This window comes from Mesorhizobium sp. LMG 17147 (genome assembly GCF_024297145.1).
In the GTDB taxonomy this organism is placed as follows: Bacteria; Pseudomonadota; Alphaproteobacteria; order Rhizobiales; family Rhizobiaceae; genus Mesorhizobium.
Genome location: NZ_JANCTC010000005.1, coordinates 21,336 through 47,421, shown reverse-complemented (window position 1 = coordinate 47,421; position 26,086 = coordinate 21,336). Strand labels below are relative to the sequence as shown.

The following is a 26,086-nucleotide window of genomic DNA, read 5'->3' as shown; positions in this document are numbered from 1 at the left end:
GTCACGCACCTCGCTGGCGGCGCTGCCGCCATTCCGGGAAAGCGGCGTGAGCGGCCTTGGCCAAGGTCGGGATTTCCTCATCGGGAACGGAGCTGTAGGGCCAGAGCAATCGCGGCCCGAGCGGCGCCCAGCCGCCGGCCGCCGCCATCGCCTTGTCGAGTGCTGCATCCCCGAGGTCGTAACGGGTGCGAAACGGTAGAACATGTGCGGCGAGGAAGGCCCGTATGCGGGCCTCGACCTCGGCAGCTGCGACCATGTCGGTGCGGATCATCTGCCACCACTGCACCGCGCCCTTCGGGTTGAGGCAGGCAATGTTGGAATAGCTGCCGTGAGCCCCTCCGGCATACCCTGTCGCCAGCGTGTGGCCGGGAACGAAGACCGAGAATCCGTCCAGTTTGCGGCGCATATCGGCATACCAGCCGGCGTCGCCGCCCGGCAGCTTGGCGCCGACCAGCGATGGCACGGCCGCACGCAGCCTGGCGATGCCGTCGAGCGTCAGGCGGCGCTTAGCGTGCGGCGGGTTGTAGAGCACCAGCGGCGTTTCGGGCGCGGCCTCGCAGAGGCCGCCGACAAAACGCAAGATCTCGTCGTCACTGGGCGGCCACCAGTCGGGCAAGGTGAATTGAGCCGCCGTCGGGCGAAGTGCGGCGACCCGCGTCAGCCGCTCCAGCGCGACGCGCGGATTGGACTGGCTGATGCCGATCTGGAAAGGAAGGCGAGCGCGGCTGGCTGTTTCGGCAACCAGCTCACAAAGCCGGTCGAATTCGGGCTCGGTCTGGCAATGGAATTCGCAGGCTGTGCCATTGGAATAGACGCCGTCGACACCCGATGCGCAGAGCCGGGCGATCGTCTCTTTCGTCGCCTGCCAGTCGATCGCTCCGCGATCATCAATGGCCAGCATCACGGCGCTCCAGACGCCGCGCGGCGCGTGTGCGGGCAAGCGGGCCAGGTGGTCGTTAAGATCAGCGTCCACCGGCGATCTCGTGTTCGCGGCGGGTTTCGTTCGAGGCAAAGGCGGCCTCGATGATGGCGATCATCTTGCGCCCATAGGCGCCGTCGACCGGCACCGGCGTGTCGTCGGCAATGGCATCGCGCATCGCGCTCCATTCGCGCACCAGCGCGTTATGCATCCAGTTCGGTTCAAAGGAACCGGGCAGCTCGGTCCAGACCGTATCGCGGCCAAGCATCGTGCCGCGGTCCATGTCGATGCGCAGCGTTCCCTGCTCGCAGATAAGGTCCATGGCGTAGGTCGTAGCGCCGGTGCTGTACCCGACGCTCTGCACCTGGCCGATGCCGCCGCCGGCGAAGCGCAGTCCGAGCAAGGCGGTATCGTCTGCTTCCTGGTCATGGAACTTGGCGCCGAGCATGCCGCTTACCGACACGACATCGTCATCCATCAGCCAGACGAGGCGGTCGAGCGCGTGGATGCCAGCAGTCAACAGCATGCCGCCGCCGCTCGCCTTGCGCAGATGCCAGTCGCGGCGATTGTGCTCCATCCAGAGCTTGATGATCCAGCTCGATCCGATGAGCGGCCGGCCGAGCACTCCTTCCTCCAGCACCTGCTTGGCCGCCATGCAGGGCAGGGCGAAATGCATGAGGTGGGCGACCATCAGCTTGACGCCGCTATCGGCCACGGCGGCATTGATCGCATCGCAGGCGGCCGCCGTCGGCGCCATCGGCTTTTCGAGCAGGATGTGCTTGCCGGCCTCTGCTGCGCCGATGGCCATTTCGGCGTGGAGGTGATGCGGGCTGGCAATGAGGACCGCGTCGACCTCCTTGTCGTCCAGCAGCCGACGCCAGTCGGTGTAGCCGCTGCCCCCATATTCGGCGGTGAATTGCCGCAGTGCATCGGCGTTTCCACGAGAGGCGGCGGCGAGGCGAATGCCTCCAACCTCGCGGATTGCCCGCGCATGGGCTGCGCCGAAATCGCCGGCGCCGATAATTCCTAGTCCAATCATGGTCCTGCCTTTTCATAAGCGGCGTCGATCAGCGACATCGCCGCAACGTAATCCTCGATGGACACCGACGGAGGCGCCTTTCTGGCCAGCCGGTCAAGCGTGTCGCGCATGCACAGACGGTAGCGCGTTGCCGGCAGTTCGACCGGCAGATCGACGATTGCCGCATCATCGAGCGTGGCGCAGATGGCGCGGTCGCCGTGGTCGATCAGGGTCGCATTGGCAGCGACGATGCGCCATTCGAAGTCGCCACCGGGGCGCATCGAGGCAAAAGTGTAGCCGGCCTCGACGATGAACAGCGCGCCGGCCTCGTCTTCCAGCACCAGCAGCGCATGATCCTCGACCGGGCCGGGATGGATGCGGTTCGCAATCGAAACAGTCTTCAGGCCAAGCCTGCCGGTTGCGAGGCTGAGTGCAGCATCCACGCCGTGTATGCCGAGATTCCGCAACGCACCTCCACCACCAACCACCGGGTCAACGACCCAGGCGACACCGTCGGCGATGTAGCGCCCAGGCGGGCCATTGACCAGCCGGAACTGGCAATGCGCCACCACACCGGCACGGCCCTGCTGGTGCAGCCGTTCAAAGGCGGCAACGGCCGGCCCGAAACGATTGGGCAGGGGCACAGCGACAAAGGCCTGGTGCTGTCGGGCGACGTCGCGCAGCGCCATCAGTTCCCTCGTATGGCTGGCCGCCGGCTTCTCCAGGATCAGCGGTATCCCTGCCCCGATGATCGCACGTACCCGCGCCGGCACCGTCGAAGGGTGCCCCATCAACAAGATCACGTCCGGCGGGCTGGAGAGTATCTTCGTGAAATCTTCGATAAACGGCAGGTCGTGGTGTGCGGCGAACGCATGCGCTTGGCCAGGATTCTCGTCCCAGATACCGGCGATCTCCGCACCGTAAAAGCGTGCGGCGTCGAGGTGCATTTCGGCGTGCCAGTGGCTCGAGCCGGCGAGGATTATCTTCATTCGGGAGCAACATGTTTGCTATGGGCTTGCAGGATATCCTATAAGTAGCTATACGACAAGCAGCGGGCAGGGTAGTCCAGCGGATAATGAAAGCAGTGGGATGGCGGACCTGAAGTCGATCGAACCGTTGAGCAGGCCGCCGCTCCTTCACGTCACCGTGCAGGAAAGCCTCAGGGCCTATATCGAAAGCAACCAGCTCAAGGCCGGCGATCCCTTGCCGCCGGAGACGTTCCTGGCGCAGCGGCTCGGCGTCGGCCGCAACTCCGTGCGGGAGGCCATCAAGGCGCTGGAATCGATCGGCATCCTGGAGACGCGACGCGGCATCGGCGTGTTCGTCAAGGAGTTCTCGTTCAAGCCGCTGCTGGACAACCTGGCCTACGGTTTGCAGGATTCGCTCCGCGACGTCGAAGAGCTGCGCGAAATCCGTCGCGTGCTGGAAACCGGCCTCATCGCCAAGACAATCGAGATGATCAGCGCCGATGACATCGAGGCGCTGCGCCAGTTGACCGAGCGCATGCGGCTACGTGCCGAGCGCCATGAGAGCTTCGCCGAAGAGGACCAGCAATTCCATCAGCTGCTGTTCCGCTGCCAGAACAATCGCATGCTGAGCGCACTGATCGACATCTTCTGGATGGCGTTCAACAAGGCCTCGAATTTCGCCAATCTCGATAATCCGACGCCGCTGGCGACATGGCGCGACCATCACGAGATCGTCGAAGCCGTGGCCGCCAAGGATGTCGACCAGGCGCGTCGGCGGCTCGACGACCATTACCGGGGAATCCAGCAGGTTATCGCCAAAAACCGAACACCCTGAACATGCCAAGGGAGGAAACCATGCGCATCAGGACCACCGCATTCTCTATCGCAGGGCTGCTGCTCGCCAGCATTGCCCCAGTGACCAGCGTCCAGGCACAAAACGCCAAAACCATCGCCGGCGGCTTCGACGTCGGTCCCGGCGGCTTTCCCAAGAACTTCAACCCGCTGGTCGCGACCGGCGGCTACACTTGGCTCAGCACCTATTTTGAACCGCTGGTCATCTACAATGCCGGATTGACCGAGATCGAAGGCGACCTCGCCAAGGACTACAAGATCAGCGACGACCAGCTGAGCTATACGTTCAACCTGGTCAACGAGACTTGGCACGACGGCAAGCCGTTCACCTCGAAGGACGTCAAGTTCACGCTCGAGCTTGCCAAGAACAAGGCCTCCGGCAGCCTGTTTGCCGCCCGTCTCGCCGACATCGCCTCGGTCGATGCGCCGGATGACCACACCGCAGTGGTGAAGCTATCGAAACCGAACGGATCGTTTCTATCGATCCTCTCGCAGCTGATGATCCTGCCGGAGCATGCCCTGGCCACCCTGTCGCCGGAATCGCTGGCGACCAGCACCTGGTGGTCGACCACTCCGGTCGGCACCGGCCCGTTCAAGTTCAAACGCTACGTGAGCGACCAATATGTCGAGCTGGCAGCCGATGACGATTATCGCGGCGGCAAACCGAAGATAGACGTGCTCATCAACCGCTATTTCGAGTCACCGGCGGCGGCCGTCGCCGCGCTCCGTGCCGGCGAAATCCAGTTCACCTATGTCGAGCCCGACGATGCGGCCTCCTTCAAAAGTGACAGCAATTTCAAAGTGATCGAAGGTGCCTCCTACGTGGTCAACTATATCGGGCTGAATCAGAAGGTCGACCTGTTCAGGGATATCCGTGTCCGCCAGGCGATCATGTACGCGATCGACCGCAACGCCATCATAGACAGTCTCTATGGCGGTGCCGCCAAGCCGGCCAATTGCGGCTATGTCGCGCCGCATCTCGTTCCCGAGGGTCTCGAACCCTATGCCTACGATCCGGCCAAGGCCAAGGCGCTGCTGACCGAGGCGGGCTGGGACAAGATCAACGGCGACAAACCGATCACCCTGCTGACCTACTACGGCTCGCCGCAGGCGGCCAACGTGATGGCCGCCATTCAGTCGATGCTGGCCGAAGTCGGCATTAACGTGGTGCCGCGCGTCGTCGATACGCCGACCTATAACGGCATCGTCTACAAACAAGGCACGCCGGACTGGAATGGCTTTCCGATGGTCTATGCCGGCCTGCAGAACGGCCCCAATCCGGCCAGCCTCAACCCCGGCCTCAACAAGTCGCAGATCCCGCCGGCAGGCTTCAACACCATGCGCATCGAATTCGACGATCTGAGCACTGCGTTGGACACCGCCCTCGGCCAGACCGATCCGGCCAAGATCGATCAATCCTGGCAGGAGGTCTGCAAGGTGATGAACAAGGACCTGCCCTGGGCAACGCTGTGGGTGGCCAACCGCTATGGCGTGGCCTCCAACAAGCTGCGTGACTTCGTCTGGACGCCGGCGCCGGGCGGCGGCCCCTACGCAGCTCACCCGGAGCGCTGGGATATCCAGTAAGAACCCCGCAACGAAGCGAGCAGGCGGACCACTTTGGCGCCGCCTGCCACCGCCACGGATAGCCCATGTTGAGCTTCATTGCCCGCCGCAGCGCGACAGGATTGCTGATGCTGGTCGCGCTCAGCGTCCTCATCTTCATCCTGTTGCGGCTGGCACCGGGCGATCCGATCGACGCCTATATCAACCCGTCGGTGCCGATGTCCGCCTCCGATCTCGAGGGGCTGCGCGAACGGCTTGGGCTCGACCGGCCGCTTCCCGTGCAATATCTGGCCTGGCTGCGCGCGGCGCTGGGCGGGGACTTCGGCTTTTCGATCCAGCGCAGCGGCGTCGCCGTGCTGCCGCTGGTCATGGAGCGCATCGGCCCGACCGCGCTGCTGATGGGCACGGGCCTGGCGATCGCCATCGTGCTCGGCATTTCCGCCGGCATTTTCAGTGCGGTGCGCCGTAACGAACCGTTCGACATCGCGCTGTCGGTGCTGTCGTTTATCGGTATCTCCAGCCCGGCTTTTCTGACGGCGCTGCTTGGCCTCTATTTTTTCTCGGTGCTGCTGCGCTGGGCGCCGTCCGGCGGCATGCAGGCCGCGGGTGCGCCGTTCTCGATGACCGACGTGCTTGCGCACCTCATCCTGCCCGCTTGCCTGCTGTCCATCGGCCATGCCGCGCTGATCATGCGCTACATGCGCGCTTCGCTGCTGGAAGTGCTCAACCAGGATTACGTGCGGACGGCGCGTGCCAAGGGCGTGCGCGAGTTCTGGGTTATCATCAAGCATGCGACCCGCAACGCGCTCCTGCCGGTCATTACGCTGATCGGCTCGACCGTCGGCATCGCCATCGGCGGCGCCATCTTCCTGGAAAGCGTGTTCAATTGGCCGGGCATGGGACTGCTTCTGGTCAATGCCGTTGGCACCCGCGATTACCCGGTGATCATGGGCGCCACGCTGGTGATCGGCGTTTGCGTCATCCTGGTCAACCTGTTGACCGACGTCGTCTATGCCGTCGTCGACCCGCGCATTCAGGTGGCGTGATGGCAATCACTGCGCCGGACCCAACGGTCGACCCGACAGCGTTACCGCAGACCAAGGGGCCGCTCCGCCGCGCGTTCGACCGCTTTTTCGAAAACCGCGCGGCGCGTGCCGGGCTTTTGATCGTCATCCCGATCCTGTTGGCGGTTTCGACATATTCTTTGTGGTGGCCGTTCGGCCCGAACGCCATCGACCTCAGGGCGATGAACAAGGCGCCGTCGGCCATTCATTGGCTGGGTAGCGACGGCGTCGGGCGCGACGTCATGGCCCGGTTGCTGCAAGGTGGGCGGATCTCATTGCTGGTCGCCGTCTGCTCGGTCGCTATATCGACCGTCATCGGCTTCCTGGTCGGCGCCGTCGCCAGCTTTGGCGGGCGCCTCGTCGACGGCACGGTGATGCGCTTGGTCGATCTGGCGATGACGCTGCCGCCGGTGATCTTCCTGCTGGTGCTGGCTTCGATTGCCGGCACCGGCATCGCGCCGACCATACTGGTGATCTCGCTGCTTTCCTGGCCGGTGCTGTCGCGCATGGTGCGCGCCCGGCTGCTCGAACTGCGCGAGCGCGATTTCGTCGTTGCCGCCCGCGGCATGGGCGCGGGGCTGCCGCATCTGCTGTTCCGGCACGGCCTGCCCAATTGCATCGATATCCTGGTCGTCTATGCCACCTTGCAGATCGCCAACGCCATCCTGCTCGAGGCTGGCCTGTCCTTCCTCGGCCTCGGCATCGCGCCGCCCGAAGCCAGCTGGGGCAACATGCTCAATCTCGCCCGCTCCACCGTCGTGCTTGAAAATTATCCGTGGCAATGGATGTTCCCAGGCGCCGCGCTGGTGCTCACGGTGCTCGCCATCAACTTCATCGGCGACGGCCTGCGCGATGCATTCGATCCCCGCTCCGATCTCAACTGACCTCGAAGGTTCATCAAAATGCCCCTGTTTACCGGCGTCGTCCCACCTGTCGTCACCCCGCTCAATGCCGATTTCAGCGTCGATTTCCCGTCGTTCACGCGCACCATCGAGAACCTGCTCGACGGCGGCGTCCACGGGCTGTTCGTGCTGGGCTCGACCAGCGAGGTGGTCTTCCACGACGAGGCGGGCCGCAGGGCCGTCCTCGAGCACGCGGTCAAGGTCAATAACGGCCGGGTTCCGATCTTCGCCGGTGTTATCGACCCGACGACCGACCGCGTCATCAACCACGCCCGCATCGCCAGATCGGCCGGTGCCGACGCCATCGTCGTCACCGCGCCGTTTTATACCCGCACCAGCCAGCCCGAGATCGGCGATCACTTCCGCTACATCAAAGATGCGCTCGACATTCCGGTCATCGCCTACGACATCCCGGTCTGCGTGCACGTCAAGCTGGAGCGCAAGACCACGGTCGGTCTCGCCAGGGAAGGAGCCATTGCGGGTATCAAGGATTCCAGCGGCGATGACGGCAATCTGCGTTACGTGCTCAAGGACATGGCCGACGATCCCAGTTTTTTCGGCATGACCGGTTCCGAGATCCTGGTCGACAGCGTGCTGGCGATGGGCGCGCATGGCGTCGTGCCGGGCCTCGCCAATGTTGACCCGCATGGTTATGTCAGGCTGTGGAAGCTGACGCAGGCGGGCCAGCTTGCCGAAGCCCGCCTGGAGCAGGAGCGGTTGTTGAAACTTTTCGAGATCGTCTGGATCTCGCTCGGCAGGACCAGCGCCGGCTCGGCCGGCGTCGGCGCCTTCAAGGCGGCGATGAAGAGCCTCGGCATCATCGCCTCGAACACCATGGCGCGGCCGCAGCGCAGCCTGAACGAGCAGGAAACCGCAAAGATCGACATGATCCTTCGCGATGTGGGGCTGCTCCGCTGAGCGCCACGCCGATCCTGTCGATTTCCGGCCTGCGCGCGGTGTTCCGCATTGCGGGGCGCGACATCGCGGCGATAAGGGATGTCGACCTGACGATCGGCTCCGGCGAGACCGTGGCGCTCGTTGGCGAATCCGGATCGGGCAAGTCCGTCACCAGCCTGTCGATCATCGGATTGCTGCCGAAAAGGGTCGGACATATCGCCGAGGGGTCGATCGCGCTGCGGCGCAAGAACGGCACGCTCACCGAACTGACCAGCCTCGATACCGAGTCGCTGCGCAAGATACGCGGCAACGAGATCGGCATGGTGTTCCAGGAGCCGATGACCAGCCTCAACCCGGTCTACACGATCGGCGAGCAGATCGCCGAACCGATCCGCATTCATCTCGGCAAATCGCACCGCGAGGCAGAAGCAGACGCGGTGCGGCTGCTGGAACAGGTCGGCATTCCCGATCCGAAGCGGCGGGCGCGGCAGTATCCGCACGAACTTTCGGGCGGGATGCGCCAGCGCGCCACCATCGCCATGGCCCTGTCCTGCGATCCGGGCTTGCTGATCGCCGACGAGCCGACCACCGCGCTGGACGTCACCATCCAGGCCCAGATCCTCGATCTTTTGGCCGAGCTGCAGGCGCAGCGCGGCATGGGCATCCTGTTCGTCACCCACAATCTCGGCGTCGTCGCCGAAATCGCCGACCGGGTAGCGGTGATGTATGCCGGGCGTATCGTCGAAACAGGTCCGGTGAGCGAAGTGTTCACCCGTCCGCGTCATCCCTACACCGCCGGGTTGATGCGTTCGGTGCCGCGGCTCGGCCAGGCCACGGCACTGAAGCTGGCGGGCACGCCGCTGCCGACCATTGCCGGGAATGTTCCGTCGCTCGCGTTGCTGCCCAAAGGCTGTTCCTTCGCGCCGCGCTGCCCGATGGCTATCGCTGCCTGCCGTGCCGCAGTCCCGCCCTTGTTTGCGGCGACGCCGACCCAGCAAAGCCGCTGCCTGCGTTGCGAGGAGCTCTGATGGCCGACGTTCCCTTCCTTTCGGTCAAAAACCTGACCAAGCATTTTGCGCCGACAGCGTTCTCGCGTGGCCCGGTGGTCAGGGCGCTGGAGGACATTTCCTTCGATGTCAGGCGTGGCGAGGTGGTCGGCCTGGTTGGCGAGTCCGGCTCAGGCAAAACCACGATCGGCCGTTCGGTGCTGCGTCTGATCGAGCCGACATCCGGCCAAATCACCTATGACGGCACCGATATCACCAGGCTGGGTGCCGCCCAGTTGCGCCGCCAGCGTCGCAAGATGCAATATATTTTCCAGGATCCCTTCGCCAGCCTGTCGCCGCGCATGACGATAGGGCAGATCCTCACCGAAGGCCTTGACATTCAAGCCATTGGCAAGAGGTCCGAGCGGCGGGCGAAGGCCGCGAAGGCACTTACCGCGGTCGAGTTGCCGTTCGACGCCTATGACCGCTACGCCCATGAATTCTCGGGCGGCCAGCGCCAGCGCATCGGCATCGCCCGGGCGCTGACGCTCGAGCCGGAATTCATCGTCGCCGACGAGCCGGTCTCGGCACTCGACGTCTCGATCCAGGCGCAAATCATCAATTTGTTGCGCGACCTGCAGCTCCGGCTCGGCCTGACCATGCTGTTCATTTCGCACGATCTGGCCGTTGTCGAGTACATCTGCGACACGGTCATCGTGCTCTATCTCGGGCGCATCATGGAGGTTGCGCCGGCCGCCGAGCTTTATGCCCGGCCGCAGCATCCCTACACGCGTGCGCTGCTGTCAGCCATTCCATCGCTCGATCCGCTGGCAAGGCAAGGCCGGCAGGTGCTCAAAGGCGATATTCCCAGTCCGGCGAACCCGCCGTCGGGCTGTGTTTTCCGAACCCGTTGCCCGTTCGCGCTGGAGGCTTGCGCCGCGGCCGTGCCGCCACTGAGGGCGACAGCCGACGGCCATCTGAAGGCCTGCATTCGCGACGACATCGCTTAGGAATAATTGCCCAGACAACGGTCAAACAGGTCCCCAATCCCAGGCGTTCATCGACATCCACCGCCCGGTTTCACGAAGCTGTTATTGTCGTTCCCGTCATTGAAACGTCAGCGATGCCGACCCATATGCACGCTGCGCCGGATGTTTCCTCCCATTCGTCCGGCGCGTTCCCCTCTGAAGGTTTTCGACCTTCACATCTGGCCGGGCTTTGCAGCCCGGCCTTTTTTCTACGGGGTTGGTGAGCGAGCCGAGATCATGGCGCAGGCGTGCCCAGCGTATCGATGCGTTTCGCCAGCGCCGCGGGATCGCCAAGCACACGGACCGTCTTCAGCCGAGCGGTGCCGCCGGCGACGATCGAGACGGCCGAAGCGGCCACGCCAAGCGCCTTAGCGACCAGCCTTTCCAGCGCTCGATTGGCGGCCCCGTTTTCCGGCACGGCGCGAACGCGAGCCTTCAGATGGCTTCGCCCATCCGCGGTCGTTTCGGCCCCCTCGAGCCCGTCCATCGCCGATTTCGGCGTCAGCCGGACGAACAGGTCGATGCCGTCGGCGCGCGTGCGGAACGCGCGCGCAGGGGACGCCTGCACTCAGACGACCAGCGAAAGCACAGTGGTGAGCAGGAACTGCCGGATGAAGAACAGGATCAGCAGCAGGATGATCGGCGAGATGTCGATGCCGCCGAGATCGGGCATGAAGCGGCGGATCGGCCGCAGCGCCGGTTCGGTCAGCCGATAGAGCATGTTGCTGATGGTATCGACGAACTGGTTGCGGGAGTTGACGACGTTGAAGGCGTAGAGCCAGGAAAATATCGCCGAGGCGATGATGATCCACCAGTAAAGGTCAAGCGCCATGACAATGGTCTGAATGAGGGCGATCATGCCGGTCTCCGATTGTTGCCGACATGTAGCCACTGTAGCTGAAAGCGGCAAGAGCCGCGTTCCGACGCGTAGGCGAGGCGCACGAACGGCCGACCGGCATTTCGGCAGCAAGCGCAGCCTTGACAGGAAACCGCAGCGGCCGATAAAAGCCCCATCCGCTGGACGGGGCTGTAGCTCAGCTGGGAGAGCGCGTCGTTCGCAATGACGAGGTCAGGAGTTCGATCCTCCTCAGCTCCACCAGCGGGATATCCTAGGTACCTGAAAGACGCGCTATTTTCTAAGCGTGTCTGTCGGTCCCCACTTCCATCTCCACTTGGTGCAGATGCGCACCCGTCCAAACGGCTTCGATGCTTGTGAAATAAATTTGCGCTCTTTCCGCCCTCGGGGGATGTCTTGCCTTGCCGTGGCTTTCGCATCTTCGCGCATAGTGCCAAACCTTGGCCGCTGTTCCGCCCCGGAAATCCGTTTTAAATTGGCCTAAGCCATTGTCCTCTATAGGCTTGTGAACTAACTCCCCCTCCAACAAGATAAGCCGGGGCAGCCTCACCGCCGCGTTATTCATAATGCGTGGATGCGATAGGCATCAGACAAGTCAGTTTGGAAGTCTAAGAACATGGCTCTGAGAGCACACCGATTGGCGCGGGATACGATCCGTTCGCAGGATAAGGAATATCCAGTGCGGGTGAGCCTCGTTGAGGCAACCGAAAAAGGAAAGCGGGGCTGTCTTTCTCAGCTTCGTTAGATCCAACTCTTGACGATGGTGGCATGGCGCATGATGGCAGTGCGCCGTAACGGCCATTTTCGCGTCGATCAGAGATTGAAACGTCCAGCCCTTTGCCATTCGCCGGACATAGGGGGAGTTTCGCCAGTCCGCCAAGCGCATATTAGCAACGTCTTGACTACCTCACAGGCCGCCCCAGACTCAATTTATGGCGCGGGGAGTAGGCATTGGTGACGTGGTGGCGGTTACCGCCACTGTTCGAAGGCGCGTGACAGACGACCGCGTCAGCGTCTCTATCCCGAGCTATCATTTCCCGCATTCGATCAGGGACAGCAAGTCCGAGGTCAAGCGGGGCCAGCCGATTGAGCTGCGAGCCGAGGTCACGCGCATGGACGAGGAAGGCGGGAAGGTGACAATCGACCTTGGAACGCTGGTGACGGTCGATATCGACAAGGTCAGGTTAGTCGAGAAGTACAGGGCGCCGAAGCGCAAGAAGCCTCTACGGGACATGGTGGATTAGGCGGGCGCGGGCGGCCAGCGTCACATTCCGCCGTGGACAACGGTCCAGATGACGAACGCCCCCAGACGGCCATGCCCGCCCAGATTCCAATCTTGAGGGGCCTCACCAACTCATGTTTTTCATATAGCTGGCGGTAAAACTCTCGATATTGTCGCCAATTCAAAGGGCAGAAATCAAAAGCTCTAGCTTCGAGGTGAGCATGGCTGATCCTTGCCCAGCCTTTTTTGTGTTTTTGTCTGTCACTGTGACCTACTGGAGTCTAGGATTCCTTGTCTGTCGGATGAGGCCATTCACAGGCCTTCCGGTTTTTCAAATCAAATCGGTATAAGGAGAAGGCGGGCACCGCCGGAAGACCAATCCCTCCGACAACAAACAGCGCGATGGCGCCAAACCAGTGATAGGCCAGAACCCCGACGAAGCAGAGGGTCATGCCTACAATGAAACTACTAACAGGCGCAGGCGTCATGGCTGGGATTTGCAACGGAGCTTTGGTCAGCGGTCATCCGGGTCTCCACGCTCCACCGCTTATTTCTCGCCTACAATTCTGGCCGCATTTGCGGCGTTCACGTTAGCGGCCTTTTGCGCCAGTGCCTATGCGCATAGCGGTGGCTCCGATGACAACGGTTGTCACACAAACCACAAAACCGGCGAATACCCATTGCCAAACGTAGTGCGCGCTAAGCCTTTGATTGTGATGTGATCGAAATCCAGTAGTCCTGTGCCCTCCCTGACCTTACGCGCTACCTCCTCGGCTCGTAGCGTAGCACTACGGCGCCTGTGCTGAGCTCTCGCCGGTCGACGAGCTTCAACTCGATGTATTTGGAGAGCCCGGCGAACAACGTGGGCCCATGACCCGCAAGTCTGGGCTGCACTACGAATTCGTACTCATCGATCAGACCCAGCTCCGCCAGCGCCATGGGGAGTTTCACGCCGCCCGTGAACAGCGCCTTGCCCGGCTGCTCCTTGAGCTTCTGTACTGCCTCACCAAGGTTTCCGCTAAGCAGCTCCGCGTTCCAATCGACCCGGTCGAGCGTGCTCGAAACGACGTACTTCTTCATCGCGTCGATGGTGCGCGCGAAAGGTTCCGTCCAGTCGGGCGGCGTTATTGTCCGCGTCGCCAGCCGCCACGCTCCTTCCATCATTTGGTAGGTGACGCGGCCGAAGAGCAGAGCGTCGGCCCGGCCGATGCTCTCGGTGGCGTGGCGATGTATCGCGCGCACTGTCGTCTGCTGCAGTGCCTCGTCCGCCGGTATGGCGTTGTGGTCGCAGCAACCATCGAGGGTGACGTTGATGGAGTAGAGAAGCGGTCGCATTACGGTCGTTGCCCCCTTGATGCCCGTGCCGCGATGGCCAGGTGGAATCGTTGCAGCTGGCTGGTCATGGGTCTAGACTATGCCAATCGCTCCGGAAAAAAAGCTTGTCGGGGCAATCAACTTACCAGCCCCGCCTGACGTTCGCGACTGAGAGATTTATTTCCGTAGCGGTCGTCGCAAGGCGGTCCGGATGCGCCAGCGGCCGATCAGCATAGCGGGCAGTCGCCTCAACGACACAGCCGCAGCCAGCGAGGCCGAGCCGAGACCGACAGAAACCGGATCAGGCGGCACGCAACCCGACGCCATGACGGCCGACATCAATCAGGATGGAAGAGAACCGTGACAAGAGCGGGCACGCATCACACCAGTCCGCGCTTGGCCATCATTGCTTCCGGTGAAGGCATCTTGCCGCGGAAGGCGGTGTAGAGTTCTTCGGGGTCCTTCGAGCCGCCGGCGGCGTAGATGTTCTTGCGCAGCCGCTCGGCCAGCGCCGGATTGAACGGATCGCCCGTCTCCTCGAAGGCGGCGAAGGCGTCGGCATCGAGCACTTCCGACCACATGTAGGAATAATAGCCGGCCGAATAGCCGTCGCCGGCAAAGATGTGGCCGAAATGTGGGGTGCGGTGACGCATGGCGATGGTATCCGGCATGTTAAGCCGTTCCAACGTTTCGGCTTCGAAACGAAGCGGCTGGTCCGGTGCATCCGGCCGCGCGTGGTAAGCCATGTCGACCAACGCCGAGGCAGTGAACTCGACCGTGGCGAAGCCCGCGCCGAAGGTGCGCGCCGCCAGCATCTTGTCGACCAGCGCCTTTGGCATCGGCTTGCCGGTCTTGACATGCAGCGCATGTTTTTCCAGCACCGCCGGTACCGTCAGCCAGTGCTCGTAAAGCTGCGAAGGCAGTTCGACGAAATCGCGGCTGACCGAGGTGCCAGCGACCGACGGCCAAGTGACGTCGGTCAGCATGCCGTGCAGAGCATGACCGAATTCATGGAACAGCGTCTTGGCTTCATCGACCGACAGCAAGGCGGCCTCGCCGGCCGGCGGCTTGGCGAAGTTCATGATGTTGTAGATGACCGGCTTGGAGCCGTCGCCAAGCTTGTAGCCGGATTTCAGCGCGCTCATCCAGGCGCCGGAGCGCTTCGAGGGTCGCGCGAAATAGTCGGCGAGGAACAGGCCGCGCTCGCTGCCGTCGACATTCTTCACCACGAAAACACGTGCGTCGGGATGCCAGGTGGCAATGCCCTTCTTTTCTTCGAAAGAAATGCCGAACAATCGTGTTGCCACATCGAAACAGGCGTCGATGATGCGGTCTAGCTGCAGGTACGGCTTCAGCTCGGCCTCGTCGAAGGCGAATTTCTCTGCGCGCAGCTTCTCCTGATAGAAGCGCCAGTCCCAGGCGGCGAATTTTTCGTTGCTGCCGGCCTCGGCCGCCAGCCGCTGCAATTCGGCTTGGTCGCTTGCGGCCTTTTCCACCGCCTTTTCCCAGACCGGATCGAGCAGCGCGTGCACCGCCTCCGGCGTCTTGGCCATGGTATCGTCGAGCTTCAATGCGGCGTAGGAAGCATAGCCGAGCAGCTTCGCCTTCTCGGCGCGCAGGCGCAGCATGTCGCGCACCACTTCCGTGTTGTCGGTAGCGCCGCCATTCTGACCACGCATGATGAAGGCGTGGAACGCTGTCTCGCGCAGATCGCGGCGTTCTGAGAAGGTCGAGAACGGCTCGTAGATCGAACGCGACAGAGTGACGGCGTAGCGGCCCTTCTGGCCGCGCATCTCGGCGGCTTCCGCCATCGAGCTCTTCAGGAATTCCGGCAGGCCGGCAAGGTCGGCCTCGTCGAGGAACAACGCCCAGTCGCGCTCGTCGGCAAGCACGTTCTGGCCGAAATTGGTGCCGAGCGACGACAATTCCTCGTTGATCGAGGCCAGCCGCTTCTTGCCTTCGGCGTCGAGCCTGGCGCCGGAGCGAACGAAGTTTTTCCAGGTCTTTTCCAAGACCCGCAGCGTTTCGGCATCGAGCTTCAAAGCATCGCGGCGCTGATAGAGGTGGTCGATGCGGGCGAACAGGCGTTCGTTCATCGAGATTGCCGAGAAGTGCCGCGACATCTTCGGCGAGATGTCGCGCTCCAGCGCCTGGATCGCCTCGTTGGTGTGGGCGCCGGCGCGGCACCAGAAGATCGACGAGACATGGTCGAGAGCCTCGCCGGCAAGCTCGAGCGCGGCAAGCGTGTTTTCGATGGTCGGCGTCCCGGCGTTGCCGGCAATCGCCTCGATCTCGGCTTCATGCGCCTTCAGGGCCGCGTCGAAGACCGGAGAAAAATCGCCATCGCCGATGCGCGTGAAATCGGGCAGGCCGAGCGGCCCTTGCCATGCGGTCAGCGGATGGGCGGCGAGGTCGACGGTGGACGGCATGGGCAAACTTTCGCTGAGTGGCGGGAGAAGATGAATCGTCACCGATGTAAGGCGCCGGCCGGTTGCGCGCAACAGCGCCCGGTTAGCGCTGAAAGCGTGCGCACATGGTGCCGTGAGTTATCATTCGAGCCGAATTCTATGCCCACGAAGATTATTATCTTGTAGCCTGCATTTTCCCTTGACTGAGGCTTCCACTCGTATGCGACCCTGAGGATACTCACTCACGCGCCGTGCAGCAAAAGGTGCACTGTTCACCGGAATTCCTGGAATCCGACCTGACACCCGATCCAAGGGAACCTTAATGAGAGTAGAATTCCATGGCCTCACCTTCGACCTGCCTGCCGGATGGGTAGACATAGCCGGCGATCTTCCTGAGGGATCGCCACCTACCTTAGCCAAAGAAACGGACGGCTGCGGAGCGATTCAGTTCTCAATTGCGAAGTATCGTAGCGGAGAAAAACCAAACGTAGATGTTGACGTTCTGAGAACATTTATGATTCAGTTTTGTAATCATAATTCTATAGATGTAAGGCATATCACGCAACATGAATCTGAAGGTATAGTCTCTGTTGGCGTATTGTCAGAAACTACCGAAAAATTGCTGTCTGCATGGTATATGTCAAATGGAAATGATTTTGTATTTATGACGTATCTATGTCTTGCTGATGAAGATTACCTAGAAGAATTAGACGTTGCCCGATCAATCGTGTCGTCTATATCGTTCTAGGCAAGAATTGCGGTGATAGCGCATTTTTAGACGCGAAATAACACCGGCAATTCCAGCGCCAGTCCTCAATAGCCTGGACGAAAATTTCGTCAGTAACCCTCGCAATTTTCGGCGATCGCGGCTTGCGAACTGGCGCTGATCTGGTCGTTGGCGACCGCGAAAGTCTCCTGCATCAGCATGTCGTTGCTGGGAAAATCATAGCAGGCGATCACAGTGGTGACGCCGCCCTCCGTCTTCTCGATCCGGTGGCGGATTTCGGCCCCGGCGACGGCGCCCTGCCACTCGGCGATCGAGGCGATGAATTCCTGCTTGCTTTGCACGACGCCGAGGTCGTCGAGCTTGATGCGGACGTTGTCGGCGAGCAGGTCCGACAATTCGGTGCGGTCGACGACCAGCAGTGCCGAATACCAGCGGTCTATGATCGCGCTATCGTCGGCGCGCGCAACATTTGCTGAGCACAGCAGTGCCGCCGCCGCGAACGCGAACCGAGCTCGCATCATGCCTCGTCTCCTACTCGGTCTCCGGCCGCTCGAAATCGCCTGTGTCCTTGTTCATCACCCAAAGCTCGCCGGTCGAAATATCGAACCAGGCACCGTGCAGCGACAGCCGCCCCTTGCCTTCGAGGATCGAAATACAAGGGAAGGTGCGCAGATTGGCTATGGAATAACGGATCGAGATGCGCTCCAGCGCCGTCTGGCGCTCGGTCGCGGTCATGAAGGTGCTGGACGATACGGTCTCGGCCGCAGGCGCGATCAGGCTCATCCACTTGCCGATGAAATCGCCCGGCGACAAGGGTGCGGCCGTGGTGTCGAGTGCCGCGCGGATGCCACCGCAGCGGCCGTGGCCCATCACCACGATGTTCTTGACCTTGAGGCTCTGCACGGCAAATTCGAGCGCCGCCGATGTCGAGTGGAACTGATCGTCGGGCGCATAGGGCGGCACCAGATTGCCGACATTGCGCAGCACGAACAACTCGCCCGGCCCGGCATCGAAGATCGCTTCGGGTGCGGCGCGGGAATCGCAGCAGGCGACGATCATCGTTTCCGGTGCCTGGCCCTCCCGCGCCAGCGAGCGATAACGGCCGCTTTCGGTGAGATAGCGGCCGCTCATGAAACTGCGGTAGCCGGTGAGAAGATGCTCGGGAAGATGGGGCATGGGCAGCGGTGGGAGCCTTTCCGGGTTGAAGGCAGCTCGGGTCAATCCCGAAAGGCTCTAGCGCATCGGCCCGAAAATCGGAACCGATTTTCGGAAACCACCGAGACGCAGGTTCAAAGCGTGGAGCTCACTCTGCCCCAAGTGGACGGCACCTCGCTCCAGCCACATCCCGACAGTCGACGCAACTGAACCCGGCCGGCGTATTCCTAGACTATTCCGCGATCTCCAGCAGGGTCGATATCAGCAGCCGGCGCTCTTCGACGGAGAGAATGTCCGAACCGAACAGGTTCATGCTGCGAAGCCCCTCGATGGCGAGATAGCAGACCAGTAGCGCCTTGAGATTCGGCGTCTCCTCCTTCAGCTGCTCGAACACCTGCCGCCTGAACGATTTTATCGGCGTTAGAAAATCGGGATCCTCGGCGATTGCCGAAAATATCCAGGATGCCGATGGCTTCGACTCCTCGGCATGCTCGGCCGAAAGCCTGATATAGGCGGCGAGCGGGCTCTCGCCGCTGCCGCTGTTCTTGCGGGCGGCCTCCAGCGCCTGTTGGAATGCGCTGAGATAATCCTCCACCAGCGCCTGCATCAATTTCGCCTTGGTCGGGAAATTGTAGAGAAGACCACCCTTCGACACGCCGGCACGGCTGGCAACAGCGTCCAGCGACAGGCTGCCAGGACCCGTCTCGCGCGCCACCGCGGCGGCAGCAGCGAGAATTTTTTCGCGCGAATTTGCTCTGCGGACCTTCATCAATCGTTCCCCATTCATTAGCTTAGGCGGAATTGACAAGACCGTCCAGACGGTACAGTAAGATCGCCATCATTTGAAATTGGGACCAGTCACAGGTATGTGTTCCGGTCATCCGACCGTTATGCTGGGCCATGGCCGAGGGAACTGTTCGTGATCAAGCGCTTCATCATCGCCTTCATTCTGCTCGTGCTGGTGTGCGGCGGCATCGTCGGCTTCAACCTGTTTCGCGACAATGCGATCAAACAGTTCTTCGCCACCATGAAGCCGCCGGCCACGACCGTGTCGACAGTCATTGTCAAACCGATGTCCTGGACCCCCGGCATCGAGGCGATCGGCACTGTCAGTGCCGTACGCGGCGTCGACCTGACGGTCGAAACTGCTGGCATCGTCAAGGACATCCTGTTCCATGCCAATCAGAAGGTCGCCGCCAACGCCGTCCTGCTGCAGCTTGACGATGCCGTCGAGCGAGCCGACCTCGTCGCGTCGAAGGCGCAAGCCACCTCCGACCAGACGACGCTGATGCGCGCTCTCGAGCTGCAGAAGCGCGGGGTCGGCACCGATGCCACGCTCGACACGGCGCAGGCAGCAGCATCGGTCTCCGCCGCGCAGGTAAACAAGCTGCAAGCGGTGCTCGACCAAAAGCAGTTGACCGCGCCCTTCAAGGGTACTGTCGGTATTCCGAAAATCGACCTTGGCCAGTATCTCACACCCGGCACCGCCGTGGTGACCTTGCAGGACATGGATACGATGCGTGTCGATTTCACCGTGCCGGAGCAGCAGCTTCCGCAACTGAAGATCGGACAGAGGGTGCGGTTGGGCGTCGGCGGCGGCGACATGCCGTTCACCGGCAGCATCCGCGGCATCGATCCGAAGATCGACCCGACCAGCCGGCTGGTGACGGTAAGGGCGGAGGTCGGCAATCCCGAAGGCAAGCTGACGCCCGGCCAGTTCGTCCAGGTGCGCGTCGAACTGCCCGAGGAGAACGACGTGCTGGCGCTGCCGCAGACGGCGCTGACCTCCAGCCTGTACGGCGACTTCGTCTTCGTGGTGCGCCCGGCCAAATCCGCCGAAGCCAACGGCGCGGCTCCCGAGGCAAAGCCGGAAGAAAAGCCGGCTGCAGATGCTGCCAAGCCGGCGGCCGAAGCACCCGTGGCAAAACCCGACGAAAAGCCGGCTGCTACCCCAGCCAAACCGGCAGCGGAAGCCAAGCCGGCAGCGGAAGAACAGAAACCGCAGCTCGTGCTCGCCCAGGTGTTCGTCAAGCCAGGCCGCCGCAACGCCGGCCTGGTCGAAATCCTGGAGGGCATCGCGCCCGGCGACGAAGTCGTTACGGCCGGCCAGAACCGGCTCTCCAACGGCATGTCCGTTGCCGTCGACAACACGATCGATCCGAGCAAGCCGGGGAACCAGCAGGCAGCCCAGCAATGAGCTTTTCCGACCTTTTCATCCGCCGCCCGGTCCTTTCGACCGTGCTTGCCTGTATGATCCTGCTTCTGGGTATTCAGGGCATCTTCAACCTTTCGATTCGGCAGTATCCAGAGGTTGAAGAAACGGCCATCACCATCACCACGGCCTATCCCGGCGCCAGCGCCGACCTGATCCAGGGGTTCATTTCCGCGCCGATCGCGCGTGCCGTCGCTTCGACCGAAAACATCGATTATGTCACGTCGTCGAGCCGGCCGTCCTCCAGCACCGTGACGGTGCAGATGAAGCTCGGCTCCGACCCCGACGTCGCGCTGAACGAAGTCTTGTCGAAGGTTCAGAGTGTTCGCGGCGATCTGCCGGACGAAACCAAAGACCCGGTGATCGTCAAGGGCACCGGCCAGCAGTTCGCGATGATGTACATCTCGATGCAGAATCCGAACATGACACCGGAACAGCTCACCGAATATATCGAGCGTGTCGTGCGGCCGCGTATCTCGACGGTCGAAGGTGTCGCCGACGTGCAGATTTTCGGCGCCGCCGAATATTCGATGCGTGTCTGGATCGACCCGATCAAACTGGCGGCGCGCGGCGTGACGGCGGCGGAAGTGCTGACCGCCATCAACGAATCGAATTTCCTCTCCGCGCCCGGCGATACCGAAAACGAATATGTGGCTTCCTCGATCACGGTTCGCTCGACCCTGCAGACGCCGGAGGCTTTCGCTGCCCTTCCGCTCCGCTCGAAAGACGGCAATGTGGTGAGGCTGCGCGACGTGGCCCGCGTCGAGCTCGCCGCGGCGAGCACCGACACCAGGGTCACGTTCAACGGCAAGCCCGGCATCTTTCTCGCCATCTTTCCGACGCCGGCCGCTAATCCACTGACCACCGCGGCGGCGATCCACAAGATTGTGCCGACGATCCAGGAGACGCTGCCGCTCGGCATGACGATCGAGATCGTCTACGACTCGACCGAGCAGATCAGCGCGTCGATCGAGGAGGTGTTCAAGACCATCGGCGAGGCGGTCGCCATCGTCATCGTCGTCATCCTGCTCTTCCTCGGCTCGTTCCGCTCGGTGCTGATGCCGATCGTGACCATTCCGCTGTCGTTGATCGGCGTCTGTTTCCTATTGTTTTCTTTGGGTTATTCGATCAATCTTTTGTCGTTGCTGGCAATGGTGCTGGCGATCGGCCTCGTCGTCGACGACGCCATCGTGGTGGTGGAAAACATCCACCGCCACATGGAGGAAGACGGTTTGTCGCCGATGCAGGCTGCCTTCAACGGCATGCGCGAGATCTCGTCCGCCGTCGTCGCCATGACGATAACGTTGGCCGCCGTGTTCGCCCCGCTGGCCTTCACCGGCGGCCTGACCGGCGCGCTGTTTCGCGAATTCGCGGTGACGCTTGCCGGCTCGGTGGTGCTTTCGGGTGTCGTCGCCCTAACCATCACACCGATGATGTCGGCGCGTATCCTGAGGTCCGGCTCGCACAGCCGCTTCCAGCGCATTGTCGACAATACGTTCGGGCGCGTCGAACACATCTATGAGCGGCTGGTCAGCGGGTCGCTGAAATATCGCCCAGTGACGCTGATGATCGTCGTCGCGCTGGTCGCCACGACAGGTTTCATGTTCACCAAGACCGCGAGCGAACTGGCGCCGGAAGAGGACCAGGGTTTCCTGCTTTCGCTGGTGACCGCGCCGCGGTACGCGACGTCGGACTACACCGAAACCTACGTCAATCAGATACTCGGCCTGGTCAAGGACCTGCCTGAGACGCGGGCACAGTTCTCGGCGGTCGCCTTCGGCGGCGGCCAGACGAACAGCGCTTTCGTCGGCTTTGCGTTCAAGGACTGGGCCGAGCGCGCGCGCAACTCGAAGGAAATCCAGCAAGACATTACGGGCCGCCTAAGCAAGGTGGCGGGCGTCGAAGCTTTCGTCTTCGCGCCGCCGACGCTGCCCGGCTCCGGCGGCGGCCTGCCAATCACAATGGTGGTGCGCTCTACCGGCGACGCCTCGCAGGTGTACGAGGCGGCCGAAGACATCAAGAACAAGGCGCAGGCGTCCGGCCGCTTCATCGTCGTGCAGAATTCGATGACCTTCGACGCGCCGCAAGTGACGGTGACGATCGACCGCGACCGCGCCGCCGCGCTCAACCTGCCGATCGCCGACATCGGCCGGACGCTGACCCTCCTGGTCGGTGGCGCCGAGGTGGCGCAGTTCGACCGCGAATCCAACAGCTACGACATCATCCCGCAGGTGCCGCAGCAATTCCGCGACAATCCCGAAAAACTGGGTGAGTATTTCGTGCGCAGCGTGTCTGGCGAGATGGTGCCGCTCTCGGCGGTGGTGAAGATCTCGACCAACGCGTCGCCGGCCGCCATCGAGCAGTTCAACCAGCTCAACTCGGCGACGATCTCTGCCTTGCCGCGGCCCGGCATCACTACCGGGGATGGGCTACAGGCGATCGAGGACATTGCCAAACAAAGCCTGCCCGATACCTTCTTCATCGACTATACCGGTCAATCGCGGCAGGAGAAGGAACAGGGCTACACGATCATCATCGCCTTCGCAGCGGCTGTGCTCGTCATCTATCTGGTGCTGGCGGCGCAGTTCGAAAGCTTCCGCGATCCGTTGATCATCATGATGGCGGTGCCGCTCTCGATCTTCGGCGCGATCGTGCCGCTTAATATCGGGCTAGGCACGCTCAATATCTACACCCAGGTTGGCCTCATCACGCTGATCGGCCTCATCACCAAGCACGGCATCCTCCTGGTCGAGTTCGCCAACCAGCAGCGTGAAATGCACGGCATGCGGCGGCGCGATGCGATCATCGCTTCGGCCAGGGTGCGGCTGCGGCCGATCCTGATGACGACGGCGGCGATGGCGCTAGGCGTGGTGCCGCTGATCATCTCCAGCGGCGCCGGTGCCGCGGCACGCTATTCGATGGGCCTGGTGATCTTCACCGGCATCCTGGTCGGAACCATGTTCACGCTGTTCGTGGTGCCGATGTTCTACACCTTTATCGCCAGCAAGGACCTGCCGCATCACGCCGAAAAGCCGGATCCGAAGCTGATGCCGGCGATGCCGGATTAGATTGTACTGATATTGTACAATAAAAGGCCGGATTTCCGGCCTTTTTGAGAGCGACGAGAGCAGCATCGCTCACTTGACGATGACGATGCTGGTGTTGGCCGGGCCGAAGACCTCGACGAGCTGGTAGAAATCGGCGGCGTTGTCCGGATGCAGACGCACGCAGCCATGCGAGGCCGGCTGGCCGAGGCGCTTGATGGCGCTTGTCGCATGTACGGCGTAGCCGCCGTTGAAGAACACCGAATGCGGCATCGGGGCGTTGTCGTATTTCTTCGAATACCAAATTTCATGCATGCGGGTCGGCTTGAACGAACCGGTCGGTGTGACGTGCGTCCTGTCGCCCGTCGAAACCTTCCAGGCGAATGTCGGCCGGCCGTCGACCAGAATTTCCATGGTCTGCTGCGATAGCGACACACGCGCGACGATCTTGTTGGCGGCGGCGTGGGCTGCGCCGTTGCCGGCACTGACAAGCAAGGCAGTACCGGTGATGACGGCGGCGGCGATGTTGATGAGCTTGGCGGAAATGGCAGTGTACATGATGTCTCCCCTATTCTGCCGGTCGGGGCCGGCCCAATTCATGACCGGCTTATCGGGGCGTCATGTTTCAAGCCGATTTCGCAAGATGCTCGTTTGTGTTTCGATTCTGTTTCCCCTGGTTAACAGAAAAGGTCCGTGCAAAGCAGCTTGCAGTTGCACGACGTCGTCATGACGGGTGGCGTGTTTGCCTAGGCGGATCGGCCAAACCGCGGCGCCAATACGCGATTGCCTTTCGTTTGATAGGAATTCACCTGACTCCGAAACCGAGCTGCAACAAAGCGCAGCCTCGGCGGCATGATCCGGATACAGCGAACAGGCAAAGTTGATCTAACGAAACAGCGGGCAACTAACGATCGGAAGCCAACACTGTTTTCGCTACGGCCTGGATTGATCTGGACACTTTCCAGCCTGCGCGTCGACCGGCTCAAGCCCCTCTGGCGGGGGCGGCTTAGGGCCGTTGAGGATGCGCGGCGCCTCCGGCAACTTGCAGCCGAGAGGACCGAAGGCCCGCGCCGCAACGGGGGGCTCCGCTGGCGGCGCGGGCGCTTCGGGGGTTCCCTGAAGTGCCCGTAAATTCCAATTTTGAGGAACGAACAGGATGAAAACGAAATTCGCCGCTTCCGTGCTTTCCGCCCTGCTTTACGTCCAGGGGCTGCTCGGCATTGCCGGCCTCGCCACCGTGCTGCTGAAGGAACGTGCCCATGCCGGCGAGGTCAGTACGACCGGTGACATGCCGTCCGGCCCGTCGCTTCTCGTGGTGCGCTGAAGAGCATCGGACCCCAAAGTGGAAACCGGTTTTGGGAAAACCCGATGCTCAAGACAAAAGGGTGGCTGTCCTGCCTTCAATCGGCGAATTGCGTCGGCGGATCGAATCGGTAACCGGCACCCCGTATGGTGGTGATGGTTTCGGTGTCGAGCTTGCGGCGCAGCCGCACGATGCGCGAATCGATCGACCGATCGAAGGCTTCGGCATTTTCGGCGGGCGCGGCGGCGATGATGTCGTCCCGCGTCAAAACCTTGCGCGGGCTGGCCAGGAACAGCCTGAGCAGCGCCACCTGCCCGGGGGACAGCTGTTCTTCCGTTCCCGAGCGGTGCATGACAATGGCCGATCGGAGATCGACGGTCGCGTTCTCCAGCACGATCAGTTCCCCGGCGCTCGTGCCGCGCCGAGCCAGAAGGCCGCCGACGCGAGCCGCAAGCTCCCTGACATTGAGGGGGCTCTCGACGACGTCGGCGGCGCCGAGTTCGAGCGCCAGCACCTTGTCGACCAGATCGGCCGGGCGGCAGATCAGGATGAAATCCGGTCCGCCTTCGCCGCCATGTCGCCTGAGCAGGTCGCGCCCCTCTGCCTGGCTGACGCTGTCGCCGACAACCACGACATCGATACCCTTTTCCGAAAGCAGCGATTCGGCTTCCCACGGCTGTCGCGCCGCACGGACGTCATGACCGCGCCGCTCGAGATGATCGGCGAGATCGGTGGCAATTACTTCAGCGACGGAAACAAGCGCGATAACGGATCGTGCAGCCATGTTTTTCTACCCCGCATACGGCAACCCAAGAAGAGTGCTGGACATCATGTTTATACCCAATCTACTTTCCACTGAAAGCGGGAGCGAAAGCATCGTGCGTGCACGAATTGTCATTGTCGAGGACGAGCCCGACCTGAGGGACGCGGTCGCCGAGTATCTGGGCGCCAGCGGCTATGATGTGGCCACGGCCGAAAGTGCGGCGGCGGCGCGCGACCTCTTGGAAGTGCAGTCCTTCCATCTGGCCATTCTCGACATCGCCATGCCGGGCGAGGACGGCCTGTCGCTCGGGCGCTGGATGCGCTCGAAAATGCCGATCGGCATCATCTATGCGACGGCCGCCGGTACCGCGCTCGACCGCATCGTCGGACTGGAGCTCGGCGCTGACGACTACATCGTCAAGCCTTACGAATTGCGCGAAGTGCTGGCCAGGGTGCGCAGCGTGCTGCGTCGCGTTCCGGAGCCGACCGAGCCACAAAAGGCCAAGGCTGAAACATCCGGCGGCCGCCGGTCCGTGAGCTTCGGACCCTTTCACGCCGATCTCGACGGCAGGCTCGTCACCGGCGCCAACGGCGCGGTCATTGACATGGCCAAGAGCGAGTTCGACGTGCTGGAGGTGTTCCTGACGCGCGCCAACCGGCTGTTGACGCGGGCGGCGATCTCCGAGGCGATCGGTTTCGTCGAGGATCCGGAATCGTCCCGCGCCGTCGACATCCGCATCATGCGGCTGAGAAAGAAGATCGAGGCGGATCCGGCCAATCCGAAATTCCTGCGCACGGTGCGCGGCGAAGGCTATATCTTCTCGCTGCCAGTGGGCGAAAATAACTAAGGCTTGAGGAAGCCGCGGCCAGGAAATGACGGCTGATC

Annotated in this window: 26 protein-coding genes and 1 tRNA gene; 15 read left to right on the top strand and 12 right to left on the bottom strand. The window is 62.2% G+C overall.

Annotated features, from left to right (window positions below):
- Position 1: 1 nt before the first annotated feature.
- The 3 genes from NMG46_RS11560 to NMG46_RS11550 are packed head-to-tail and all read right to left on the bottom strand — an operon-like array spanning position 2 to position 2,926.
- Entirely contained in the window at positions 2-973 is a 972-nt protein-coding gene (locus NMG46_RS11560; RefSeq protein WP_368389293.1) for a dihydrodipicolinate synthase family protein, read from the bottom strand.
- Positions 963-1,958 carry a Gfo/Idh/MocA family protein gene (locus tag NMG46_RS11555; protein WP_254817775.1) on the bottom strand — a complete coding sequence of 332 codons (996 nt, stop codon included), beginning with the start codon at positions 1,956-1,958 and terminating at the stop codon, positions 963-965. Before NMG46_RS11555 ends, NMG46_RS11560 begins: the two co-directional genes overlap by 11 nt.
- Complete coding sequence (locus tag NMG46_RS11550; protein ID WP_254817774.1) at positions 1,955-2,926, bottom strand: Gfo/Idh/MocA family protein; 972 nt, start codon at positions 2,924-2,926, stop codon at positions 1,955-1,957. The genes NMG46_RS11555 and NMG46_RS11550 overlap by 4 nt, the downstream gene beginning before the upstream one ends.
- 100 nt (positions 2,927-3,026) lie before the next feature.
- Between NMG46_RS11550 and NMG46_RS11545 the strand changes: the two genes are divergently transcribed.
- The 7 genes from NMG46_RS11545 (at position 3,027) to NMG46_RS11515 (ending at position 10,179) form a co-directional block, all read left to right on the top strand.
- Positions 3,027-3,740 carry a FadR/GntR family transcriptional regulator gene (locus NMG46_RS11545; protein WP_254817773.1) on the top strand — a complete coding sequence of 238 codons (714 nt, stop codon included), beginning with the start codon at positions 3,027-3,029 and terminating at the stop codon, positions 3,738-3,740.
- Positions 3,741-3,760: 20 nt separating this feature from the next.
- Positions 3,761-5,341 carry an ABC transporter substrate-binding protein gene (locus NMG46_RS11540; protein ID WP_254817772.1) on the top strand — a complete coding sequence of 527 codons (1,581 nt, stop codon included), beginning with the start codon at positions 3,761-3,763 and terminating at the stop codon, positions 5,339-5,341.
- 65 nt (positions 5,342-5,406) lie between these two features.
- The gene (locus NMG46_RS11535) at positions 5,407-6,366 is read left to right on the top strand and encodes an ABC transporter permease (RefSeq protein WP_254817771.1); all 960 of its coding nucleotides are present in this window, start codon (positions 5,407-5,409) and stop codon (positions 6,364-6,366) included.
- Complete coding sequence (locus tag NMG46_RS11530) at positions 6,366-7,268, top strand: ABC transporter permease (protein WP_254817770.1); 903 nt, start codon at positions 6,366-6,368, stop codon at positions 7,266-7,268. Before NMG46_RS11535 ends, NMG46_RS11530 begins: the two co-directional genes overlap by 1 nt.
- A gap of 18 nt (positions 7,269-7,286) precedes the next feature.
- The gene (locus NMG46_RS11525; RefSeq protein WP_254817769.1) at positions 7,287-8,204 is read left to right on the top strand and encodes a dihydrodipicolinate synthase family protein; all 918 of its coding nucleotides are present in this window, start codon (positions 7,287-7,289) and stop codon (positions 8,202-8,204) included.
- A complete protein-coding gene (locus NMG46_RS11520; protein WP_254818060.1) occupies positions 8,201-9,211 on the top strand; it encodes an ABC transporter ATP-binding protein in 1,011 nt (336 codons plus the stop codon). The genes NMG46_RS11525 and NMG46_RS11520 overlap by 4 nt, the downstream gene beginning before the upstream one ends.
- Positions 9,211-10,179, top strand: coding sequence for an ABC transporter ATP-binding protein (locus NMG46_RS11515; RefSeq protein ID WP_254817768.1), 969 nt, complete (start codon positions 9,211-9,213; stop codon positions 10,177-10,179). The genes NMG46_RS11520 and NMG46_RS11515 overlap by 1 nt, the downstream gene beginning before the upstream one ends.
- A 253-nt stretch (positions 10,180-10,432) precedes the next feature.
- Here the strand turns inward: NMG46_RS11515 and NMG46_RS11510 are convergent, their stop codons facing one another.
- Both NMG46_RS11510 and NMG46_RS11505 read right to left on the bottom strand, forming a co-directional pair.
- Positions 10,433-10,765, bottom strand: a complete 333-nt coding sequence (locus NMG46_RS11510; RefSeq protein WP_254817767.1) for a DUF167 family protein — start codon at positions 10,763-10,765, stop codon at positions 10,433-10,435.
- The gene (locus tag NMG46_RS11505; protein WP_023678162.1) at positions 10,766-11,056 is read right to left on the bottom strand and encodes a YggT family protein; all 291 of its coding nucleotides are present in this window, start codon (positions 11,054-11,056) and stop codon (positions 10,766-10,768) included.
- Between the two features lie 164 nt (positions 11,057-11,220).
- On the opposite strand from NMG46_RS11505, the gene NMG46_RS11500 reads away from it, so the two are divergent.
- The 3 genes from NMG46_RS11500 (at position 11,221) to NMG46_RS29685 (ending at position 12,997) form a co-directional block, all read left to right on the top strand.
- Positions 11,221-11,296: transfer RNA gene (locus NMG46_RS11500), tRNA-Ala, on the top strand.
- A gap of 749 nt (positions 11,297-12,045) precedes the next feature.
- Entirely contained in the window at positions 12,046-12,297 is a 252-nt protein-coding gene (locus tag NMG46_RS11495; RefSeq protein ID WP_368389292.1) for a hypothetical protein, read from the top strand.
- Positions 12,298-12,691: 394 nt separating this feature from the next.
- Positions 12,692-12,997 carry a YHYH domain-containing protein gene (locus NMG46_RS29685; RefSeq protein ID WP_368389291.1) on the top strand — a complete coding sequence of 102 codons (306 nt, stop codon included), beginning with the start codon at positions 12,692-12,694 and terminating at the stop codon, positions 12,995-12,997.
- Positions 12,998-13,037: 40 nt separating this feature from the next.
- On the opposite strand, the gene NMG46_RS11490 is transcribed toward NMG46_RS29685, so the two are convergent.
- Both NMG46_RS11490 and NMG46_RS11485 read right to left on the bottom strand, forming a co-directional pair.
- Positions 13,038-13,610: a dihydrofolate reductase family protein gene (locus NMG46_RS11490; RefSeq protein ID WP_254817765.1), complete on the bottom strand. Its 573-nt coding sequence runs from the start codon at positions 13,608-13,610 to the stop codon at positions 13,038-13,040.
- A 359-nt stretch (positions 13,611-13,969) separates the two neighbouring features.
- Entirely contained in the window at positions 13,970-16,024 is a 2,055-nt protein-coding gene (locus NMG46_RS11485; RefSeq protein WP_254818059.1) for a M3 family metallopeptidase, read from the bottom strand.
- A gap of 295 nt (positions 16,025-16,319) precedes the next feature.
- Between NMG46_RS11485 and NMG46_RS11480 the strand changes: the two genes are divergently transcribed.
- The gene (locus NMG46_RS11480; protein ID WP_254817764.1) at positions 16,320-16,745 is read left to right on the top strand and encodes a hypothetical protein; all 426 of its coding nucleotides are present in this window, start codon (positions 16,320-16,322) and stop codon (positions 16,743-16,745) included.
- Between the two features lie 89 nt (positions 16,746-16,834).
- On the opposite strand, the gene NMG46_RS11475 is transcribed toward NMG46_RS11480, so the two are convergent.
- The 3 genes from NMG46_RS11475 to NMG46_RS11465 all read right to left on the bottom strand — a co-directional run bounded on the left by NMG46_RS11475 (position 16,835) and on the right by NMG46_RS11465 (position 18,648).
- Positions 16,835-17,242: a nuclear transport factor 2 family protein gene (locus NMG46_RS11475; RefSeq protein ID WP_254818058.1), complete on the bottom strand. Its 408-nt coding sequence runs from the start codon at positions 17,240-17,242 to the stop codon at positions 16,835-16,837.
- Between the two features lie 13 nt (positions 17,243-17,255).
- Positions 17,256-17,900 carry a carbonic anhydrase gene (locus NMG46_RS11470; protein WP_254817763.1) on the bottom strand — a complete coding sequence of 215 codons (645 nt, stop codon included), beginning with the start codon at positions 17,898-17,900 and terminating at the stop codon, positions 17,256-17,258.
- Positions 17,901-18,111: 211 nt separating this feature from the next.
- Complete coding sequence (locus NMG46_RS11465; protein ID WP_254817762.1) at positions 18,112-18,648, bottom strand: TetR/AcrR family transcriptional regulator; 537 nt, start codon at positions 18,646-18,648, stop codon at positions 18,112-18,114.
- 144 nt (positions 18,649-18,792) lie between these two features.
- On the opposite strand from NMG46_RS11465, the gene NMG46_RS11460 reads away from it, so the two are divergent.
- A complete protein-coding gene (locus NMG46_RS11460; protein WP_254818057.1) occupies positions 18,793-20,076 on the top strand; it encodes an efflux RND transporter periplasmic adaptor subunit in 1,284 nt (427 codons plus the stop codon).
- Positions 20,073-23,159 (top strand): efflux RND transporter permease subunit, encoded by a 3,087-nt coding sequence (locus NMG46_RS11455; protein ID WP_254817761.1) that lies wholly within the window; start codon positions 20,073-20,075, stop codon positions 23,157-23,159. Before NMG46_RS11460 ends, NMG46_RS11455 begins: the two co-directional genes overlap by 4 nt.
- A gap of 69 nt (positions 23,160-23,228) precedes the next feature.
- Here the strand turns inward: NMG46_RS11455 and NMG46_RS11450 are convergent, their stop codons facing one another.
- Positions 23,229-23,693, bottom strand: a complete 465-nt coding sequence (locus NMG46_RS11450; RefSeq protein ID WP_254817760.1) for a L,D-transpeptidase — start codon at positions 23,691-23,693, stop codon at positions 23,229-23,231.
- A gap of 598 nt (positions 23,694-24,291) precedes the next feature.
- Here NMG46_RS11450 and NMG46_RS11445 point away from each other — a divergent pair.
- On the top strand, positions 24,292-24,459 hold the full coding sequence (locus tag NMG46_RS11445; protein WP_254817759.1) for a hypothetical protein: 168 nt from the start codon (positions 24,292-24,294) through the stop codon (positions 24,457-24,459).
- 76 nt (positions 24,460-24,535) lie between these two features.
- Here NMG46_RS11445 and NMG46_RS11440 read toward each other — a convergent pair whose 3' ends face one another.
- Complete coding sequence (locus NMG46_RS11440; protein WP_254817758.1) at positions 24,536-25,222, bottom strand: response regulator transcription factor; 687 nt, start codon at positions 25,220-25,222, stop codon at positions 24,536-24,538.
- A 46-nt stretch (positions 25,223-25,268) separates the two neighbouring features.
- Between NMG46_RS11440 and NMG46_RS11435 the strand changes: the two genes are divergently transcribed.
- Positions 25,269-26,048, top strand: a complete 780-nt coding sequence (locus NMG46_RS11435; RefSeq protein ID WP_254817757.1) for a response regulator — start codon at positions 25,269-25,271, stop codon at positions 26,046-26,048.
- Positions 26,049-26,086 lie beyond the last annotated feature (38 nt).

Excerpts from the sequence above, each read along its gene's own strand:
- NMG46_RS11450 (WP_254817760.1), bottom strand. The coding sequence starts at position 23,693 with ATGTACACTGCCATTTCCGCCAAGCTCATCAACATCGCCGCCGCCGTC.
- NMG46_RS11440 (WP_254817758.1), bottom strand. The coding sequence starts at position 25,222 with ATGGCTGCACGATCCGTTATCGCGCTTGTTTCCGTCGCTGAAGTAATT.
- NMG46_RS11470 (WP_254817763.1), bottom strand. The coding sequence starts at position 17,900 with ATGCCCCATCTTCCCGAGCATCTTCTCACCGGCTACCGCAGTTTCATG.
- NMG46_RS11455 (WP_254817761.1), top strand. The coding sequence starts at position 20,073 with ATGAGCTTTTCCGACCTTTTCATCCGCCGCCCGGTCCTTTCGACCGTG.
- NMG46_RS11515 (WP_254817768.1), top strand. The coding sequence starts at position 9,211 with ATGGCCGACGTTCCCTTCCTTTCGGTCAAAAACCTGACCAAGCATTTT.
- NMG46_RS11550 (WP_254817774.1), bottom strand. The coding sequence starts at position 2,926 with ATGAAGATAATCCTCGCCGGCTCGAGCCACTGGCACGCCGAAATGCAC.
- NMG46_RS11435 (WP_254817757.1), top strand. The coding sequence starts at position 25,269 with ATGTTTATACCCAATCTACTTTCCACTGAAAGCGGGAGCGAAAGCATC.
- NMG46_RS11445 (WP_254817759.1), top strand. The coding sequence starts at position 24,292 with ATGAAAACGAAATTCGCCGCTTCCGTGCTTTCCGCCCTGCTTTACGTC.
- NMG46_RS11490 (WP_254817765.1), bottom strand. The coding sequence starts at position 13,610 with ATGCGACCGCTTCTCTACTCCATCAACGTCACCCTCGATGGTTGCTGC.
- NMG46_RS11465 (WP_254817762.1), bottom strand. The coding sequence starts at position 18,648 with ATGAAGGTCCGCAGAGCAAATTCGCGCGAAAAAATTCTCGCTGCTGCC.
- NMG46_RS11475 (WP_254818058.1), bottom strand. The coding sequence starts at position 17,242 with ATGCGAGCTCGGTTCGCGTTCGCGGCGGCGGCACTGCTGTGCTCAGCA.
- NMG46_RS11480 (WP_254817764.1), top strand. The coding sequence starts at position 16,320 with ATGAGAGTAGAATTCCATGGCCTCACCTTCGACCTGCCTGCCGGATGG.
- NMG46_RS11535 (WP_254817771.1), top strand. The coding sequence starts at position 5,407 with ATGTTGAGCTTCATTGCCCGCCGCAGCGCGACAGGATTGCTGATGCTG.
- NMG46_RS11525 (WP_254817769.1), top strand. The coding sequence starts at position 7,287 with ATGCCCCTGTTTACCGGCGTCGTCCCACCTGTCGTCACCCCGCTCAAT.
- NMG46_RS11505 (WP_023678162.1), bottom strand. The coding sequence starts at position 11,056 with ATGATCGCCCTCATTCAGACCATTGTCATGGCGCTTGACCTTTACTGG.
- NMG46_RS11530 (WP_254817770.1), top strand. The coding sequence starts at position 6,366 with ATGGCAATCACTGCGCCGGACCCAACGGTCGACCCGACAGCGTTACCG.
- NMG46_RS11555 (WP_254817775.1), bottom strand. The coding sequence starts at position 1,958 with ATGATTGGACTAGGAATTATCGGCGCCGGCGATTTCGGCGCAGCCCAT.
- NMG46_RS11540 (WP_254817772.1), top strand. The coding sequence starts at position 3,761 with ATGCGCATCAGGACCACCGCATTCTCTATCGCAGGGCTGCTGCTCGCC.
- NMG46_RS11545 (WP_254817773.1), top strand. The coding sequence starts at position 3,027 with ATGGCGGACCTGAAGTCGATCGAACCGTTGAGCAGGCCGCCGCTCCTT.